This window comes from Streptomyces sp. NPDC046335 (assembly GCF_055587985.1).
In genome coordinates this window covers 14,404-28,371 of the sequence record NZ_JBVJFF010000022.1, presented here as the reverse complement: position 1 = coordinate 28,371, position 13,968 = coordinate 14,404, and the positions used below count along the sequence as shown (strand labels likewise).

The following is a 13,968-nucleotide window of genomic DNA, read 5'->3' as shown; positions in this document are numbered from 1 at the left end:
CCCCACAACCCGCAGAAAACAAACCAGCCAGCCCCCGGGTAGGGGCGCGGGGAACTGCGCGAGAAACCCCCACGACCCGCAGAGAACAAACCAGTCAGGCCCCGGCCAAGGGGCGCGGGGAACGGCGCGAACGCCCCCCACGACCCGCAGAGAACAAACCGGCCAGGCCCCGCCAAGGGACGCGGGGAACTGCGCGAACGCCCCCCACGACCCGCAGAGAACAAACCGGCCAGGCCCCGCCAGAAACGGCCGCGCATACTGGACCCATGGCCTCCAGGGAGTTCATACAGACCGTGCCCCCGCTGGACGGCATGGTCATCTCAGCGACCGGCTACCGCACCACAGGCCAGAGGCCAGCCCTGCACCGAGGCCTCCCCTCCCCGTACCTGACGGTGATCTTCTCCCTCGACGGCCCCATCGCCACCGGCCACACCCCCGCCCAGGCCACCGGCGCGAACGCCATCCGCACCGACATCATCGTGGGCGGCCTCCACCAGCGCCCCGCCCATGTCGTCCAGCCCGAGCACGAGGCCGGCATCCAGCTGGCCGTCCACCCCCTCGCGGCCCGCGCGCTCCTCGGCCTGCCCGCGGCCGCGCTGACCGGTGAGCTCGTCGTCCACGGCACGGACGTGTTCGGCGAGCGCGCCGCCGAGCTCCGTGAGCACCTCTGCGAGCTCGACGACTGGGAGGACCGCTTCGCCGCCCTCTCCGCCTATCTGCGCCGCCGCGCCGCCGACGACCGGGCGGCCGGTTCCGTACGCCCGGAGGTCGCCGAGGCCTGGGCCTGGCTGGCGAGGCACCGCGGCGCGGGCACCCTCGGCGGCCTCTCCCGCCACGTGGCGCTCAGCGAACGCCGCCTGACCTCGCTGTTCCGCGCCGAGACGGGCCTCGCCCCGAAACAGGCGGCGCGCCTGATGCGGTTCCAGCACGCCAAGGCCGCCGTGGCCCGCGCCGCCGCGAAGGGCGCCCCGCAGGACCTGGCACGGACCGCGGCCGACTGCGGCTACTACGACCACTCCCACCTCGTACGGGACTTCCGGCAGTACACGGGAGCGAGCCCCACCGGCTGGCTGGCCGAAGAGTGCCGGAATATCCAAGCCGGGGCGCACGCGCCGGACGGAGAGTAAGAGACATGGACACCACCCAGAGCACCACACCTGCCCCCACCATCTGGCCCACCCTCCAGGCCGAGGACGCCCACGCCCTGATCGACTTCTTCGTCGGCACCGTCGGCTTCCTGCGCACCGCCGTGTACGAGGACGGCGGCCGCGTCGCCCACGCCCAGCTCGACTGGCCCGAGGGCGGCGGCATCATGCTCGGCTCGTACGACCCGGCCGCGGCCGACGGCGCGTGCGGCAAGCCCGGCGCCTCCGGTGCCTACGTCGTCACCGACCAGGTGGACGCCCTGTACGCCCGCCTCACCGAGGCCGGCGTGGAGATCATCAGGGAGATCGAGGACAAACCGTACGGCAGTCGCGAATTCGGCATCGCCGATCCCGAGGGCAACCGCTGGTTCTTCGGCACCTACCGCGGGGAGCCGAGGCCCGGCAAGACCCCCTGAGCCCGCGTGATAACTTGCGCAAGCCAGTCAAACCCACACCTGGGCCAGGGAATCCGGTGCGAATCCGGAACTGACGCGCAGCGGTGAGGGGGACGGGCGGAGCACATGGCCACTGGGCGTCCACGGACGCCCGGGAAGGCGCTCCGCCCGGTCGATCCCGAGTCCGAAGACCTGCTGGCGCCTCTGCCCGCACACCGGGCGGCAGGGGCCGTGACGCAGGCCAGGCTCCGCGTATGAGCCGTGAGACTCAAGGGATCACGTGTCCTCGAAAGCCCGAATACTTCAGTTCCCCTTTCCCCCGCTCTCTCTGTCCTCCCCGTTCAACCGGTTCGTCCCGTTCGCCCTGTGCTGCGCGGGAGTGCTCGCGACGCTGACCGCCTGCGGCGGCGGTTCCGCCGACGGGGCGAGGACGGCGGGGGCCGCGCGGGACGGCTACCCCGTGACAGTCGCCTCTTGCGGCGAGAAGACCGAGGTCAAGGCCCCGCCGCAGCGAGCCGTCTCGCTCGACCAGGGCTCCACGGAGATCCTGCTCTCCCTCGGCCTCGCCGACCGCATGGCGGGCACCGGCACCTGGACCGACCCGGTCCTGAAGAATCTGGAGAAGGACAACGCCGGGGTGGAGCGGCTCGCCGACCGCTACCCCGCCATGGAGAAGGTCCTCTCCAAGGAGCCCGACTTCGTCAGCGCCTCCTTCCTCTACACCGTCGGCAAGGGCGGCGTCGCCGACCGCGCCAAGTTCACCGACGTCGGCGTCCCCGTCTACGTCTCGCCCAGCGACTGCGCGGGCAAGGACAACGACGGCGGCGGCGACGGCAAGCGCGTGAAGACCCTCACCATGGACACCGTCTACGGCGAGGTACGGGACTTGGCTAAGGTCTTCGGCGTAGAGAAGCGCGGCGAGAAGCTGGTGGCGGAGCTGAAGGGCCGCGTGGCCAGGGCCACCGAGGACATCGACGCCTCCGACACCTCCCTCCTCTACTGGTTCGCCAACTCCGACGCCCCGTACATGGCGGGCTGCTGCGGCGCCCCCGGGATCATCACGCGCGAGCTCGGCGCCGAGAATGTCTTCGACGACACCCACGAGGAGTGGCCCCAGATCAACTGGGAGACCGTCGCCGACCGCGACCCCGACGTCCTCGTCATCGGCGACCTGACCCGCAAGTCGCAGTCGGCGGAGTCCGCCGCGGCGAAGATCAGGTTCCTGGAGTCCAACCCGGCGACCAAGAACCTGACCGCCGTCAAGAAGAAGCGGTACGTGCTGCTGAGCGGCCAGGCGATGAACCCCACGATCCGTACCGTCGACGGCATCGAGCAAGTGGCCGCCGGGCTGCGGAAGTTCGGGCTCGTCAAGTGACGTCCGCCGCTCCTGTGGCGCGGAAGCTGCCTCGCCTGGGTCTGCTGCGCCGGGGCCTGATGCGCAGGGTTCTGCTGCGCCGAAGCCTGCTGTGGCCGGCCGGAGCCGCCGTACTCGTGCTCTCCGTGGCGGTGGCCGTCACCATCGGCCCCGCCGACATCTCCGTGGCCGACGTGTGGTCGGCGGTGGCCGCGCACCTCGGCTGGGGAGAGACGCGGCTCACCCCGATCAGGGACGGCATCGTCTGGAACCTGCGGATGCCGCGCACCCTGCTCGCCGCGGTCTGCGGCGCGGGCCTCGCGGTCTGCGGGGCGGTCATGCAGTCCCTGCTCCGCAACCCGCTCGCCGATCCGTTCGTGCTCGGGGTGTCCTCGGGCGCGTCCACGGGCGCGGTCGCGGTGGTGGTCCTCGGCGTCGGCGGGGGAGCGCTGTCGATCTCGGCGGGCGCCTTCGCCGGGGCGCTCTGCTCGTTCGCCCTGGTGCTGCTCCTGAGCCACACTCTGGGCGGCTCCACGGACCGGGTGGTGCTGTCCGGCGTGGCCGCCATGCAGCTCTTCTCCGCGCTGACGTCGTTCGTGATCCTCACCGCGGGCGACGCCGAGACCACCCGTGGCGTGCTGTTCTGGCTGCTTGGCTCGCTCAGCGGGGCCGGCTGGACGGACGTCTGGATGTGCGGCGCGGTGCTCGCGCTGGGGCTGCTGATCTGCCTGGGCCACGCCCGTACGCTCGACGCCTTCGCGTTCGGCCAGGAGGCGGCGGCGACACTGGGCGTACGGGTGGCCCGCACCCGCCTCGTCCTCCTCTGCGTGACGGCGCTGCTGACCGCGGCCCTCGTCAGCTCGGCGGGCGCCATCGGCTTCGTCGGCCTGGTCCTGCCGCACGCGGCCCGCGCGCTCGTCGGCTCGGGCCACGCCCGGCTGCTCCCCGTGACGGCGCTCGCCGGAGCGGTCTTCCTGGTCTGGGTGGACACGTTGGCCCGCACGGCCCTAGACCCCCAGGAGGTGCCGGTGGGCGTGGTGACGTCACTCATCGGAGTACCGGCGTTCGTGGCGGTGCTCTACCGGACGCGGAGGGTGTCGTGAGGTCCGGGACGGGGGCTTCGGCTGTTCCGGCAGCTTCGGTGGCTTCGGCCGGTCTGGGGGCTTCGGCCGGGGAAGGTCTGCGCGCCGAACGCGTGGCCCGGGAGGCCGGCGGCCGTCTCGTCGTCGACGGCGTCAGCCTGGCCCCGCCGCCCGGCGCCACGGTGGGGCTCCTCGGCCCGAACGGCTCGGGCAAGTCCACGCTGCTGCGCATCCTCGCCGGAGTCCTCGCCCCGGCCTCCGGGATCGTCACCCTGGACGGCCGGCCCCTGCCGGACACCCCGCGCCGCACGGTGGCGCAACGCATAGCGGTGGTGGAACAACACGCCACGACCCAGGTCGAGTTGACCGTACGAGATGTGGTCCGCCTGGGCCGCATCCCGCACCGCCGCGCATGGTCGGCCCCGTCACCCGAGGACGAACGGGCGGTGACCGAGGCCCTGACCCGCACCGGCCTCGTGGACCGGGCGACCCAGTCCTGGCACACCCTCTCCGGCGGCGAACGCCAGCGCGTCCAGATCGCACGGGCCCTGGCCCAGGAACCCCGCGAACTCCTCCTGGACGAGCCGACGAACCACCTGGACATCCAGCACCAACTGGACCTGCTCACGCTGGTCGCCGAACTCCCCGTCACCAGCGTGATCGCCCTGCACGACCTCAACCTGGCGGCGATGTTCTGCGACCACCTGCTGATCCTGAAGGACGGCAGGGCGTACGCGACGGGCACTCCGGCCGAGGTGATCACGGAGAAGCTGATCGCGGACGTGTACGGGGTACGGGCGGTGGTGACCCCGGGGGAGACCGGCGCCCCGTCGGTCCGCTTCCTGCGCGCCTGAGCCCGCAGCGCCGCCCGCAACCAGGCCAGACGCGCCCAACTGGCCCTTAACGCACCCAACTCGGCCCCGTAGATTCCCCGGAAGAAGCAAGAAGAACCGCACGGAAGAAACGAGAAGCGATGCCAGAAGCGCGGATGAAGTCGGCGGAGGCGGAGGCGGAGTCGCTGTCGGCGGCGGTGTCGGTGATAGCCCACCTGAGCGACACGCACCTGGACACACGTCCCGAGGACGGCGGCCGCAGCAAGGCCCGCATCCGCGCGGTGATGGACTACCTCAACGACCTCCCCTACGACCTGGACGCGGTGATAGTCACCGGCGACGTCACGGACCACGGGACTCCGTCCGAGTACGCGGAGGCCCGCAAACTCCTCGCCACCCGCCACCCCCTGCTGACCTGCCCCGGCAACCACGACGTGCGCCCCGCCCACCGCGAACACCTGCTGGCGGAGCCCACGAGCCAGGCCCCGGTCAACCAGTCGTACGTGACGGACCGCTTCGTCCTGGCCCTGTGCGACACGTCGGTCCCCGGCAAGCACCACGGCAGACTGGAGGACGAGACCCTGAGGTGGCTGTCGGACACACTGGCAAAGGCCCCCGACGTCCCCGCGCTGATCGCCTTCCACCACCCACCGGTCCCGCTGCACACGCCGTACGTGGACGAGATCCGCCAGTTCGACGAGGAGCGCCTGGCCGCCCTGACCGCCCGGCACCCGAACGTGACGGCGTTCCTGGCGGGCCACGCACACACCGCCGCGGCAACGACGTTCGCGGGCAAACCCCTCCTGGTGGCCCCAGGCGTGGTCTCGACCCTCCGCCTCCCCTGGGAACACCAGACCCACGCGACCCACCACGTACACAAGGACCTGCCCCCGGCAGTGGCCTTCCACGTCCTGGACCAGGACGGCCGCCTGACGACGCACTACCGCGTCATCCCTCTCACCTGAGCCGGTCCGGCCGCCCTCACTCCTCCCCGTCGGCCGCCAACGACGCTATACGCCAGGGTTCGCCACCCCTTGCAGGGCTGTCACCAGTGCATTCTGAAAGATCTATGTCCGGTGAGGCCCGCGCCACCCCCTAACGCCAGGGGTTCGCGACGGCATTGCGCCATGATATTGATCATGGACGGGGCTGCGGATGCTTGATGCTCCCGTCGACTTGGTGTTTGCTCGTTGAGGAGCTGGATGGCTCCGGCGCTGCATAGGACCTGGCCCCGGGAAGCACCCCGAGGCCAGGCCCCCGTGCAGGGCCGCAGGCGGGTCCGGCCGAGTGGAAAGCGGTCGGGCTCGCTTGCCCCACCAGCCGTCCGGACTCTCCCTGACGTGTCACGCAAAGTGCTCGACACACCCCGCGATGGCAGTGACCGCAGTGAGGAGCAGGGTCGCGAGCTGAACCCAGTCCGGTAACTGGCTTCGCTTGCGGCACTTCCTCCGTCGCGTTGATCGCTCCATCTCGCCCGATCTCCCGTCTCTCGTCGTTCCCAACCTTGTTGGGACCCACCTGGTCGAGGTGGGCGTGCAGGGAGAGAACGCATCGGGCTCTCCGCAACGTAGCGGGCGCTCCAGTAGCGCAGCCCGTAGTTCCGGGGTGGCGAATGCTGGCGAAAGGACGCACATCAACTGCCTGCGCACCTGCCGCTAAGGGCCTTCGTAGGGCATGGCGCCGAACGCACCGAGGGCCGCAGACAAGCGCTTTTACGGCTCACTCAAGTTCCCCGAGCTGGCCGGCAATCCTCCCTATCCGCTGACCAATGCCATGAACGAACTGAGCAACATGGATGGCTCGGTCAATGCGGCAGCGACGGCCAACAACCGCATGATCCCCGGCGCCCCTTCTCCACGGCGTCGGATCGCCGCACTCATGACTGGGCATGACCAGTGGGCGTGGTGCTATTCCTGAGTGAAGTCCGCCTCAAGTGGCTTGCGGACTTGTTTGCACTGCGAATAGGAGTGCATGCCAGGAGGACCCTGTGCGCCTATCGCCCGCATTTCCCTCTGTCGATTCTTGGTGCAGACGGGCAAACGTGCGGGTCAGGTCCTTGATCCCTTCCCGGTGTGACCGTGAGCGCCTCGTTCTTCACTGTCACCAAGCACCTTGTTGCGTTGCTCTTCGCGCAGTGGACCAAGCGCGCAACACCCTGCAACGCCCCCCGTTGCAGCGCATTACGCGCCCGTTGTTAGGCGATCACTGGGTGACCGGGACGCCGCGTTCCCACAGCTCCTCAGCGTGATCGCGGAAGCGGTCGAACATGCCGCTGTCAGCGCGGCGGTGCAGGTGCAGGAGCGGAGAGTCATGACCGACCAGGCGAGCCAGGTGCGGCGTGACGAGAGCGTGATCGTCGAAGCGGAAGACCGACAGGGACACGTGGTTCGCCGCGTCCTCCGGTGCACTGAAGCGGGCTTCGAGTCCTTCGACGGTCCCCAGCCGGCCGAGCGCCTCCAGGGTGATCCGGCAGCGCGTCGAGACGCTCAGGGCAGTGTCCTCGATGGACTCGCGATGCCGCGTCACTTCGTCCTCTGGGTTGCCGATCAGGAAGCGGACGCGGCAGCCGGACGCGGCCTTACGGCGCAGCATCTCGGAGAAGGCGGGGACCTGGCTCCACAGGAAGTAGTTCGTGTAGCCCGCGAAGAGGATTTCGTGGGCCGCGTTCTGTGTGAGGTCTGCCCATAGCGACGATGGCGCGGCGGACCGGTATGCGTACGACTGGACGATCTCCAGGTCGCCCCCTGTTTTGATCCGTTCCTTGACGACTTTGGGCCACAGCATCTCTTCGTCCACTCCCAACGCCTCTGCGGCGTCCTGCCTGTTCCGTGCGTGCGGAACCAGGTCTTCGTCCGACAGCCACCGCTCGATGGTCTTGCCGGTTACCCCGAGGCGCGCAGCCAATCGGCGCGGCGACTGTCCGGCCGAATCCATAGCTGATCGCAAGGCTGTGTTCAAGGTAGTCCCCCGAGACATTTGGGCCTTCTTCAAGGTAGCGCCCAGGCGTTCCAACTGTCCTCAGGAACGGCGAGATACGTCCCTGACGGGGGTTCAGGATCGAGATAAAGACCCCCGCGACGCGCGAACGTCCGGAGGCGTGGCCAACGCTTGGAGGAGCGTCGACATGGTCGACAGTATCGGTCGGGGACAAGTACAGGGAATGGTGGCCGGAGCAGCGGCAAGGGCCGTGGTCGAAGAGCTGGGCGTCGGCGCGCTGGTCATCGACGAGAACAGGCGGCGCCTGGGCAGGCTCATGGGTGCCTGCGGTCCGTTCGTGCAGATCAGGCCCCCGATGGGAGGCCGCGAGAGCGAGGTCCGCCCGGAGCACGTCCGCCTGGCCGCGCCGGACGAGATCGTATGCGCCCCCGTCACTGTGAGGCGGCCGTCGTGATCCAGGTCTGCCGCGAGTGTGACGACGAGACGAGCGACGCGGTGGCCGTCGCCATCGAGCACGCGGCGAGCGTCGGCGGGCGCATCATCTACCTGTGCGGAGTGTGCCGATTCGTGATGCGGGTCATGCCGCTGTCCGCACATCCGCCAGAGACAGTCTCGGCTACGTCCGCTACGAGGAAGAGGCCGTTCCCTAGAGCCGGGCGGCGGTGATCCCCGACGTCCCGTCGCCCACGCAGATGCCTCCGTTCCTGACGGCGCAGGAGCGGGGGCGCTGTGGTGTGCGGGCCTAGGCGGCGGGGTCCTTCACCAGGCTCCACGGCAACCACGGGAACGCGAGGCGGTAGACCTCGATGGTGAGGATTTGGTCGCGGGTCATCGGGGGCAGGCCCCGGACCATGTCGGCCGCCCACGTGCCGGCGTCGGCGTCGAGGGGGTTGCCTTGCGTGCGTGCATCGCTGGCATCGCTCGGTAGACGGTCAGGCCGGTGTGTGGGCTTTTGGGTGGAGCCGCCTGAGAGGGCAAGGAATGCCTGGGCGGCGGTGACAAGGATGACGTGGTGGTGCCAGCCACGCCAGGTGCGGCCCTCGAAGTGGTCCAGGCCGAGGCCGTGTTTGAGCTCGCGGTAGTCGTGCTCGATCCGCCAGCGCATCTTGGCCACCGCACCAGGTCGGCGGTCGGTGTGGTGGCGGGCAGATTCGAGATCCAGTGATCCGGCGGAGCGTCCTGGCCGTGCGGCCGCTCGACCAGCAGCGTCTGGGTGGGCAGGACGTCCCACCGGTTGTGGCCGCCGCCCGCCTCCTGGCTGCGGCCAGGGGCTGCTCGCTCGCGGGCCGCACAGTCAGCACCGCGAACCGTGAGCTCATCGCGCCCTTACTGCCCTGCCGCCAGGTCACTTCGGCGAACCGCTCCGCACCCGCCTCCGCTGCCAGGACGGGACGTAGGGCAGTCCCCGCTCCTTGAGGCCGAGTCGGGGCGGGGGGGGGGGGGGGGGGGGGGGGGGGGGGGGGGCAAAAAAGGAACCCCCCGCCCCCGCCATGAATGGGGGGGGGGGGGGGGGGGCGGAACCCCCCCCACCACCCCACCCCCCCCCCCCTCCCTCCCCCCCCCTCCCCCCTCCCCCCCCCCCCCCCCCCCCCCCCCCCCCCCCCACGACCGGTCCCTTCACTGCCACTTGATGAGTGCGGTGAGAACGGGAATTCCCCCGATCACCCAGGCCACCCGGTCCCGCGGTTTAGATGTCGAAGTACAGCTCGAACTCGTGCGGGTGCGGGCGCAGCTGGATCGGGGCGATCTCGTTCGTGCGCTTGTAGTCGATCCACGTCTCGATCAGGTCGGGGGTGAAGACGCCGCCGGCCAGCAGGTACTCGTGGTCCGCCTCAAGGGCGTCGAGGACGGCCGGGAGGGACGTCGGGACCTGGGCGACGCTGGCGTGCTCCTCGGGGGCCAGCTCGTAGAGGTCCTTGTCGATCGGCTCCGGCGGCTCGATCTTGTTCTTCACGCCGTCCAGGCCGGCCATCAGCAGCGCCGAGAACGCCAGGTACGGGTTCGAGGACGGGTCCGGCGCGCGGAACTCGACGCGCTTGGCCTTCGGGTTCGAACCCGTGATCGGGATACGCATGGCCGCGGAGCGGTTGCGCTGCGAGTAGACCATGTTGACCGGGGCCTCGAAGCCGGGGACCAGGCGGTGGTACGAGTTCACCGTCGGGTTCGTGAAGGCCAGGAGCGACGGGGCGTGCTTGAGGATGCCGCCGATGTAGTAGCGCGCGATGTCCGAGAGGCCCGCGTAGCCCTGCTCGTCGTAGAAGAGCGGGTCGCCGCCGGCCCAGAGGGACTGGTGGACGTGCATGCCCGAGCCGTTGTCACCGAAGATCGGCTTCGGCATGAAGGTCGCGGTCTTCTCGTTGCGCCAGGCGACGTTCTTCACGATGTACTTGAAGAGCATCAGGTCGTCGGCCGCGGCGAGCAGCGTGTTGAACTTGTAGTTGATCTCCGCCTGGCCTGCCGTGCCGACCTCGTGGTGCTGGCGCTCCACCTGGAGGCCGTTCTTGTCCAGCTCCAGGGAGATCTCGGCGCGCAGGTCGGCGAAGTGGTCGACCGGCGGGGCCGGGAAGTAGCCGCCCTTGTAGCGGACCTTGTAGCCGCGGTTGTTCTCGACCGCACCGGTGTTCCAGGCGCCGGCCTCGGAGTCGATGTGGTAGAAGCTCTCGTTCGCCGACGTCTGGAAGCGGACGTTGTCGAAGACGTAGAACTCGGCCTCGGGACCGAAGAACGCGGTGTCGGCGATGCCGGTGGAGGCCAGGTATGCCTCAGCCTTCTTCGCCACGTTCCGCGGGTCACGGCTGTACTGCTCGCCCGTGATCGGGTCGTGGATGAAGAAGTTGATGTTGATGGTCTTGTCGCGGCGGAACGGGTCGACCCGGGCGGTCGACAGGTCCGCGCGCAGCGCCATGTCGGACTCGTGGATGGCCTGGAAGCCACGGATCGACGAACCGTCGAAGGCCAGCTCCTCGTCCGGGTCGAACGCCGCCGCCGGGATCGTGAAGTGCTGCATGACACCGGGCAGGTCGCAGAAGCGGACGTCGATGAACTTGACGTCCTCGTCCGCGATGTACTTCTTCGCGTCGTCGGCGTTCTGGAACAACATCCAACTCCTCCTACTCCCGCCCGGGGCGGGACGGGGTTGCAGCTCATTGTGCGGCCAGTGCGGTGGCACACGCTGGGACCCGACCATAAGGACGGGGGATTTCTCAAGCGTGACCCATTTGTTTCGCCGAAGTTAACCGGCCCGGGGGCACCGGCCGCCGGGTTTCCCCCGTCGCCTACCCCGCCCGGTCCCGTACGCACCCGCGCGCAGTACCGTGGACGGGTGGACAACAGGCAAGCAATCGGATCGTGGCTGTCGGGCCCGCGCGCGGCCGCGGAGGACGCCGGAGTCGACTTCGGGTACCGGGGCCAGCAGCTCGGTCTGCCGGAGGAGGGGCCGGGATCGATCTCGCGGCCCGGCCGCCGCATCGGCGCCATCGCTGTGGACTGGGGCCTGTGCATGCTGATCGCATACGGTCTGTTCGCCCGCGGTGACCAGCAGGCCATGGGCAACTGGGCGCTCGGCATCTTCTTCGTCCTGAGCGTGCTCACCGTCGGCACGGTCGGCTGCACGCCGGGCAAGGCCCTCTTCCGGCTGCGCCTGGTCGCCGAGGGCGGCGGACGGCTCGGCATCGGACGCGTGCTCATCCGCAGCGTCCTGCTCTGCGTCGCGATCCCTGCCCTCATCTGGGACCGCGACGGCCGCGGCCTGCACGACCGCCTCGCCCGCGCCGTCCAGATCCGGATCTGAGTACCCCTTACGGCGAAGCCCCCGAGCACGGCGAAGCCCCCGAGCACGGCGAAGCCCCCGAACACGGCGAAGGCCCCGGAACCGAACAGGTTCCGGGGCCTTCGCCGTCAAGACTCTCGTAGCGACTCTCGCGAGACCGCTCGTGGGAGAAGCGGGACGCTACTTCATCTTCGGGCCGCCGCGAGGCATCCGCATGCCCTTCGGCATGGGGCCCTTCGGGAGCGGCATGTTCGACATCAGGTCGCCCATGGCGCGCAGCCGGTCGTTGGTGGCCGTGACCTGCGGGCCCGTGAGCACGCGCGGCAGCTTCAGGAGCGTCGTGCGCAGCTTCTTGAGGGAGACCGTGTCCTCGGCGGTACCGACGATGACGTCGTGCACCGGCACGTCCGCCACGATGCGGGCCATCTTCTTCTTCTCGGCGGCCAGCAGGCCCTTCACCCGGTTCGGGTTGCCCTCGGCCACCAGGACGATGCCGGCCTTGCCGACGGTGCGGTGCACCACGTCCTGGCTGCGGTTCATCGCGACCGCTGGGGTCGTCGTCCAGCCCCGGCCGATCTTGTCGAGCACCGCGGCCGCCGCTCCGGGCTGGCCCTCCATCTGCCCGAAGGCGGCACGCTCGGCCCTGCGTCCGAAGACGATCGCCATCGCGAGGAAGGCGAGCAGGAAGCCGAGAATGCCCAGATAGACGGGGTGACCGATCAAGAAGCCGATCGCGAGGAAGACACCAAAGGTGACGATTCCCACAGCCGCGATGATCAGACCGATTTTTGAGTCGGCCCGACGGGTCATCTTGTAGGTCAGAGCGATCTGCTTGAGTCGCCCTGGCTCCGCGGCCGCATCCGCCGCGGTGGATTCCTTCCTCGCCATGCTGCTGAGTCTACGTGTCCCCGGAGGCTACTACGACGTGCGGGTTGCCACGGTCTCCTCGAACACGCGCAGCGCCTCGACCCGGTCCTTGGCGCGGCGGCGGTCCTCGAGCACGGAAGTCCAGGCGTTGCGGCGTGCGGTGCGCTGGCCGCCGCTCATGAGGAGCGACTCGACGGCGCGCAGGGCGACGGAGACGGACGGGATGGCGGTGGCGCGTACGGGCGCGGCCTGCATGGTGGGGCCCTCCTGGGGAACGGAGCTCGGATGAGGAGCGGCGAGCGGCTATGGGTAAGGGTGCACGTGCGGTGATATCAGGGTCACTGACTGGTGTTACCAGGGCGTGACCGACCGGTCAAACGCCGATGAAACATTCATGCCTGGCCCAAAAACGACGACGCGGTCCCTACGCGTCCGCCACCTGCGGAATCGTACGGACCGCGTCGTTGCGGCTTCTACCGGTCGGTAGCTACTTGTGCGGCGATTCACACAAGGCCCACGCGCCCGGCATGTGCCCGCGTCACGCCGTGGTGTCCCGGGTCACGCCGTGGGGTCCCGGATTACGCTGTGGCGCCCCGCGTCACGCCGGCGTGACCGCGCCGCGCTGCTCCATCGCCATCTTGTACAGGCGTCCGGCGCGGTACGAGGAGCGGACCAGCGGGCCGGACATGACGCCCGAGAAGCCGATCTCCTCGGCCTCCTCCTTCAGCTCCACGAACTCCTGCGGCTTGGCCCAGCGCTCCACGGGGTGGTGGCGCACCGACGGGCGCAGGTACTGCGTGATCGTGATGAGCTCGCAGCCCGCCTCGTGCAGCCGGTGCAGCGCGTCGCTGATCTCCTCGCGCTCCTCGCCCATGCCGAGGATGAGGTTGGACTTCGTGATCAGCCCCGCCTCACGCGCCCGCGTGATGACCTCCAGCGAGCGCTCGAAGCGGAAGCCGGGGCGGATGCGCTTGAAGATGCGCGGCACCGTCTCGACGTTGTGCGCGAGCACCTCGGGGCGCGAGGAGAAGACCTCGGCGAGTTGCTCGGGCTCGGCGTTGAAGTCGGGGATGAGGAGCTCGACCTTGGTCTGGCCGGCCTCGCGCTCCGCCGTCAGGGCGTGGATCTGGCGCACGGTCTCCGCGTACAGCCAGGCGCCGCCGTCCTCGAGGTCGTCGCGGGCGACGCCGGTGATCGTGGCGTAGTTCAAGTCCATCGTGACGACGGACTCGCCGACGCGGCGCGGCTCGTCGCGGTCGAGGGCCTGCGGCTTGCCGGTGTCGATCTGGCAGAAGTCGCAGCGCCGGGTGCACTGGTCGCCGCCGATGAGGAACGTGGCCTCGCGGTCTTCCCAGCACTCGTAGATGTTCGGACAGCCCGCCTCCTGGCAGACCGTGTGCAGGCCCTCGCTCTTCACGAGCTTCTGCAGGGCGTTGTACTCGGGGCCCATTTTCGCCCGGGTCTTGATCCACTCGGGCTTGCGCTCGATGGGGGTCTGGCTGTTCCGGACCTCCAGGCGCAGCATCTTGCGTCCGTCGGGTGCGACTGCGGACACATCGGCTCCCTGTAGCTTCGATTCTTCGGCG

The 13,968-nt window shown here is 69.6% G+C and carries 14 protein-coding genes, 1 pseudogene and 1 riboswitch; of the genes and pseudogenes, 9 read left to right on the top strand and 6 right to left on the bottom strand.

From position 1 onward, the window contains the following. Nucleotides 1-266: 266 nt before the first annotated feature. The 7 genes from ACZ6JY_RS38010 to ACZ6JY_RS37980 all read left to right on the top strand — a co-directional run bounded on the left by ACZ6JY_RS38010 (nt 267) and on the right by ACZ6JY_RS37980 (nt 6,726). The gene (locus ACZ6JY_RS38010) at nt 267-1,127 is read left to right on the top strand and encodes an AraC family transcriptional regulator (protein WP_469203698.1); all 861 of its coding nucleotides are present in this window, start codon (nt 267-269) and stop codon (nt 1,125-1,127) included. A gap of 5 nt (nt 1,128-1,132) precedes the next feature. After that, nucleotides 1,133-1,561 (top strand): VOC family protein, encoded by a 429-nt coding sequence (locus tag ACZ6JY_RS38005; RefSeq protein ID WP_469203696.1) that lies wholly within the window; start codon nt 1,133-1,135, stop codon nt 1,559-1,561. A 7-nt stretch (nt 1,562-1,568) separates the two neighbouring features. Next, a riboswitch (cobalamin riboswitch) is annotated at nt 1,569-1,754 on the top strand. Nucleotides 1,755-1,904: 150 nt separating this feature from the next. Continuing rightward, on the top strand, nt 1,905-2,915 hold the full coding sequence (locus ACZ6JY_RS38000; RefSeq protein WP_469203848.1) for an ABC transporter substrate-binding protein: 1,011 nt from the start codon (nt 1,905-1,907) through the stop codon (nt 2,913-2,915). A gap of 59 nt (nt 2,916-2,974) precedes the next feature. Next, complete coding sequence (locus ACZ6JY_RS37995) at nt 2,975-3,997, top strand: FecCD family ABC transporter permease (protein ID WP_469203694.1); 1,023 nt, start codon at nt 2,975-2,977, stop codon at nt 3,995-3,997. Between the two features lie 38 nt (nt 3,998-4,035). Next, the gene (locus ACZ6JY_RS37990; protein WP_469203692.1) at nt 4,036-4,830 is read left to right on the top strand and encodes an ABC transporter ATP-binding protein; all 795 of its coding nucleotides are present in this window, start codon (nt 4,036-4,038) and stop codon (nt 4,828-4,830) included. A gap of 176 nt (nt 4,831-5,006) precedes the next feature. Next, complete coding sequence (locus ACZ6JY_RS37985; RefSeq protein WP_469203846.1) at nt 5,007-5,774, top strand: metallophosphoesterase; 768 nt, start codon at nt 5,007-5,009, stop codon at nt 5,772-5,774. A gap of 709 nt (nt 5,775-6,483) precedes the next feature. Beyond that, on the top strand, nt 6,484-6,726 hold the full coding sequence (locus ACZ6JY_RS37980) for a hypothetical protein (protein ID WP_469203690.1): 243 nt from the start codon (nt 6,484-6,486) through the stop codon (nt 6,724-6,726). Nucleotides 6,727-7,011: 285 nt separating this feature from the next. Here the strand turns inward: ACZ6JY_RS37980 and ACZ6JY_RS37975 are convergent, their stop codons facing one another. Continuing rightward, nucleotides 7,012-7,743 carry an XRE family transcriptional regulator gene (locus ACZ6JY_RS37975; RefSeq protein WP_469203688.1) on the bottom strand — a complete coding sequence of 244 codons (732 nt, stop codon included), beginning with the start codon at nt 7,741-7,743 and terminating at the stop codon, nt 7,012-7,014. Between the two features lie 190 nt (nt 7,744-7,933). Between ACZ6JY_RS37975 and ACZ6JY_RS37970 the strand changes: the two genes are divergently transcribed. Further along, nucleotides 7,934-8,200, top strand: a complete 267-nt coding sequence (locus tag ACZ6JY_RS37970; protein WP_469203687.1) for a hypothetical protein — start codon at nt 7,934-7,936, stop codon at nt 8,198-8,200. A 478-nt stretch (nt 8,201-8,678) separates the two neighbouring features. On the opposite strand, the pseudogene ACZ6JY_RS37965 reads toward ACZ6JY_RS37970, so the two are convergent. Continuing rightward, nucleotides 8,679-9,254: pseudogene (locus ACZ6JY_RS37965) on the bottom strand (transposase); the annotation flags it as partial. Between the two features lie 179 nt (nt 9,255-9,433). After that, a complete protein-coding gene (glnA, locus tag ACZ6JY_RS37960) occupies nt 9,434-10,843 on the bottom strand; it encodes a type I glutamate--ammonia ligase (RefSeq protein ID WP_469203844.1) in 1,410 nt (469 codons plus the stop codon). Between the two features lie 225 nt (nt 10,844-11,068). On the opposite strand from glnA, the gene ACZ6JY_RS37955 reads away from it, so the two are divergent. After that, nucleotides 11,069-11,536: an RDD family protein gene (locus ACZ6JY_RS37955; protein ID WP_469203685.1), complete on the top strand. Its 468-nt coding sequence runs from the start codon at nt 11,069-11,071 to the stop codon at nt 11,534-11,536. Between the two features lie 159 nt (nt 11,537-11,695). Here ACZ6JY_RS37955 and ACZ6JY_RS37950 read toward each other — a convergent pair whose 3' ends face one another. The 3 genes from ACZ6JY_RS37950 to ACZ6JY_RS37940 all read right to left on the bottom strand — a co-directional run bounded on the left by ACZ6JY_RS37950 (nt 11,696) and on the right by ACZ6JY_RS37940 (nt 13,937). Then, complete coding sequence (locus ACZ6JY_RS37950; protein ID WP_447036983.1) at nt 11,696-12,403, bottom strand: DUF4191 domain-containing protein; 708 nt, start codon at nt 12,401-12,403, stop codon at nt 11,696-11,698. Nucleotides 12,404-12,433: 30 nt separating this feature from the next. Further along, a complete protein-coding gene (locus tag ACZ6JY_RS37945) occupies nt 12,434-12,637 on the bottom strand; it encodes an SCO2195 family GlnR-regulated protein (RefSeq protein ID WP_363250468.1) in 204 nt (67 codons plus the stop codon). A gap of 343 nt (nt 12,638-12,980) precedes the next feature. Next, nucleotides 12,981-13,937: a lipoyl synthase gene (locus ACZ6JY_RS37940; RefSeq protein WP_469203683.1), complete on the bottom strand. Its 957-nt coding sequence runs from the start codon at nt 13,935-13,937 to the stop codon at nt 12,981-12,983. Nucleotides 13,938-13,968 lie beyond the last annotated feature (31 nt).

Coding starts and splice junctions, on each gene's coding strand:
- ACZ6JY_RS38010 (WP_469203698.1), top strand. CDS start 267: ATGGCCTCCAGGGAGTTCATACAGACCGTGCCCCCGCTGGACGGCATG.
- ACZ6JY_RS38005 (WP_469203696.1), top strand. CDS start 1,133: ATGGACACCACCCAGAGCACCACACCTGCCCCCACCATCTGGCCCACC.
- ACZ6JY_RS37995 (WP_469203694.1), top strand. CDS start 2,975: ATGCGCAGGGTTCTGCTGCGCCGAAGCCTGCTGTGGCCGGCCGGAGCC.
- ACZ6JY_RS37980 (WP_469203690.1), top strand. CDS start 6,484: ATGGCGCCGAACGCACCGAGGGCCGCAGACAAGCGCTTTTACGGCTCA.
- ACZ6JY_RS37975 (WP_469203688.1), bottom strand. CDS start 7,743: ATGGATTCGGCCGGACAGTCGCCGCGCCGATTGGCTGCGCGCCTCGGG.
- ACZ6JY_RS37970 (WP_469203687.1), top strand. CDS start 7,934: ATGGTCGACAGTATCGGTCGGGGACAAGTACAGGGAATGGTGGCCGGA.
- ACZ6JY_RS37950 (WP_447036983.1), bottom strand. CDS start 12,403: ATGGCGAGGAAGGAATCCACCGCGGCGGATGCGGCCGCGGAGCCAGGG.
- ACZ6JY_RS37945 (WP_363250468.1), bottom strand. CDS start 12,637: ATGCAGGCCGCGCCCGTACGCGCCACCGCCATCCCGTCCGTCTCCGTC.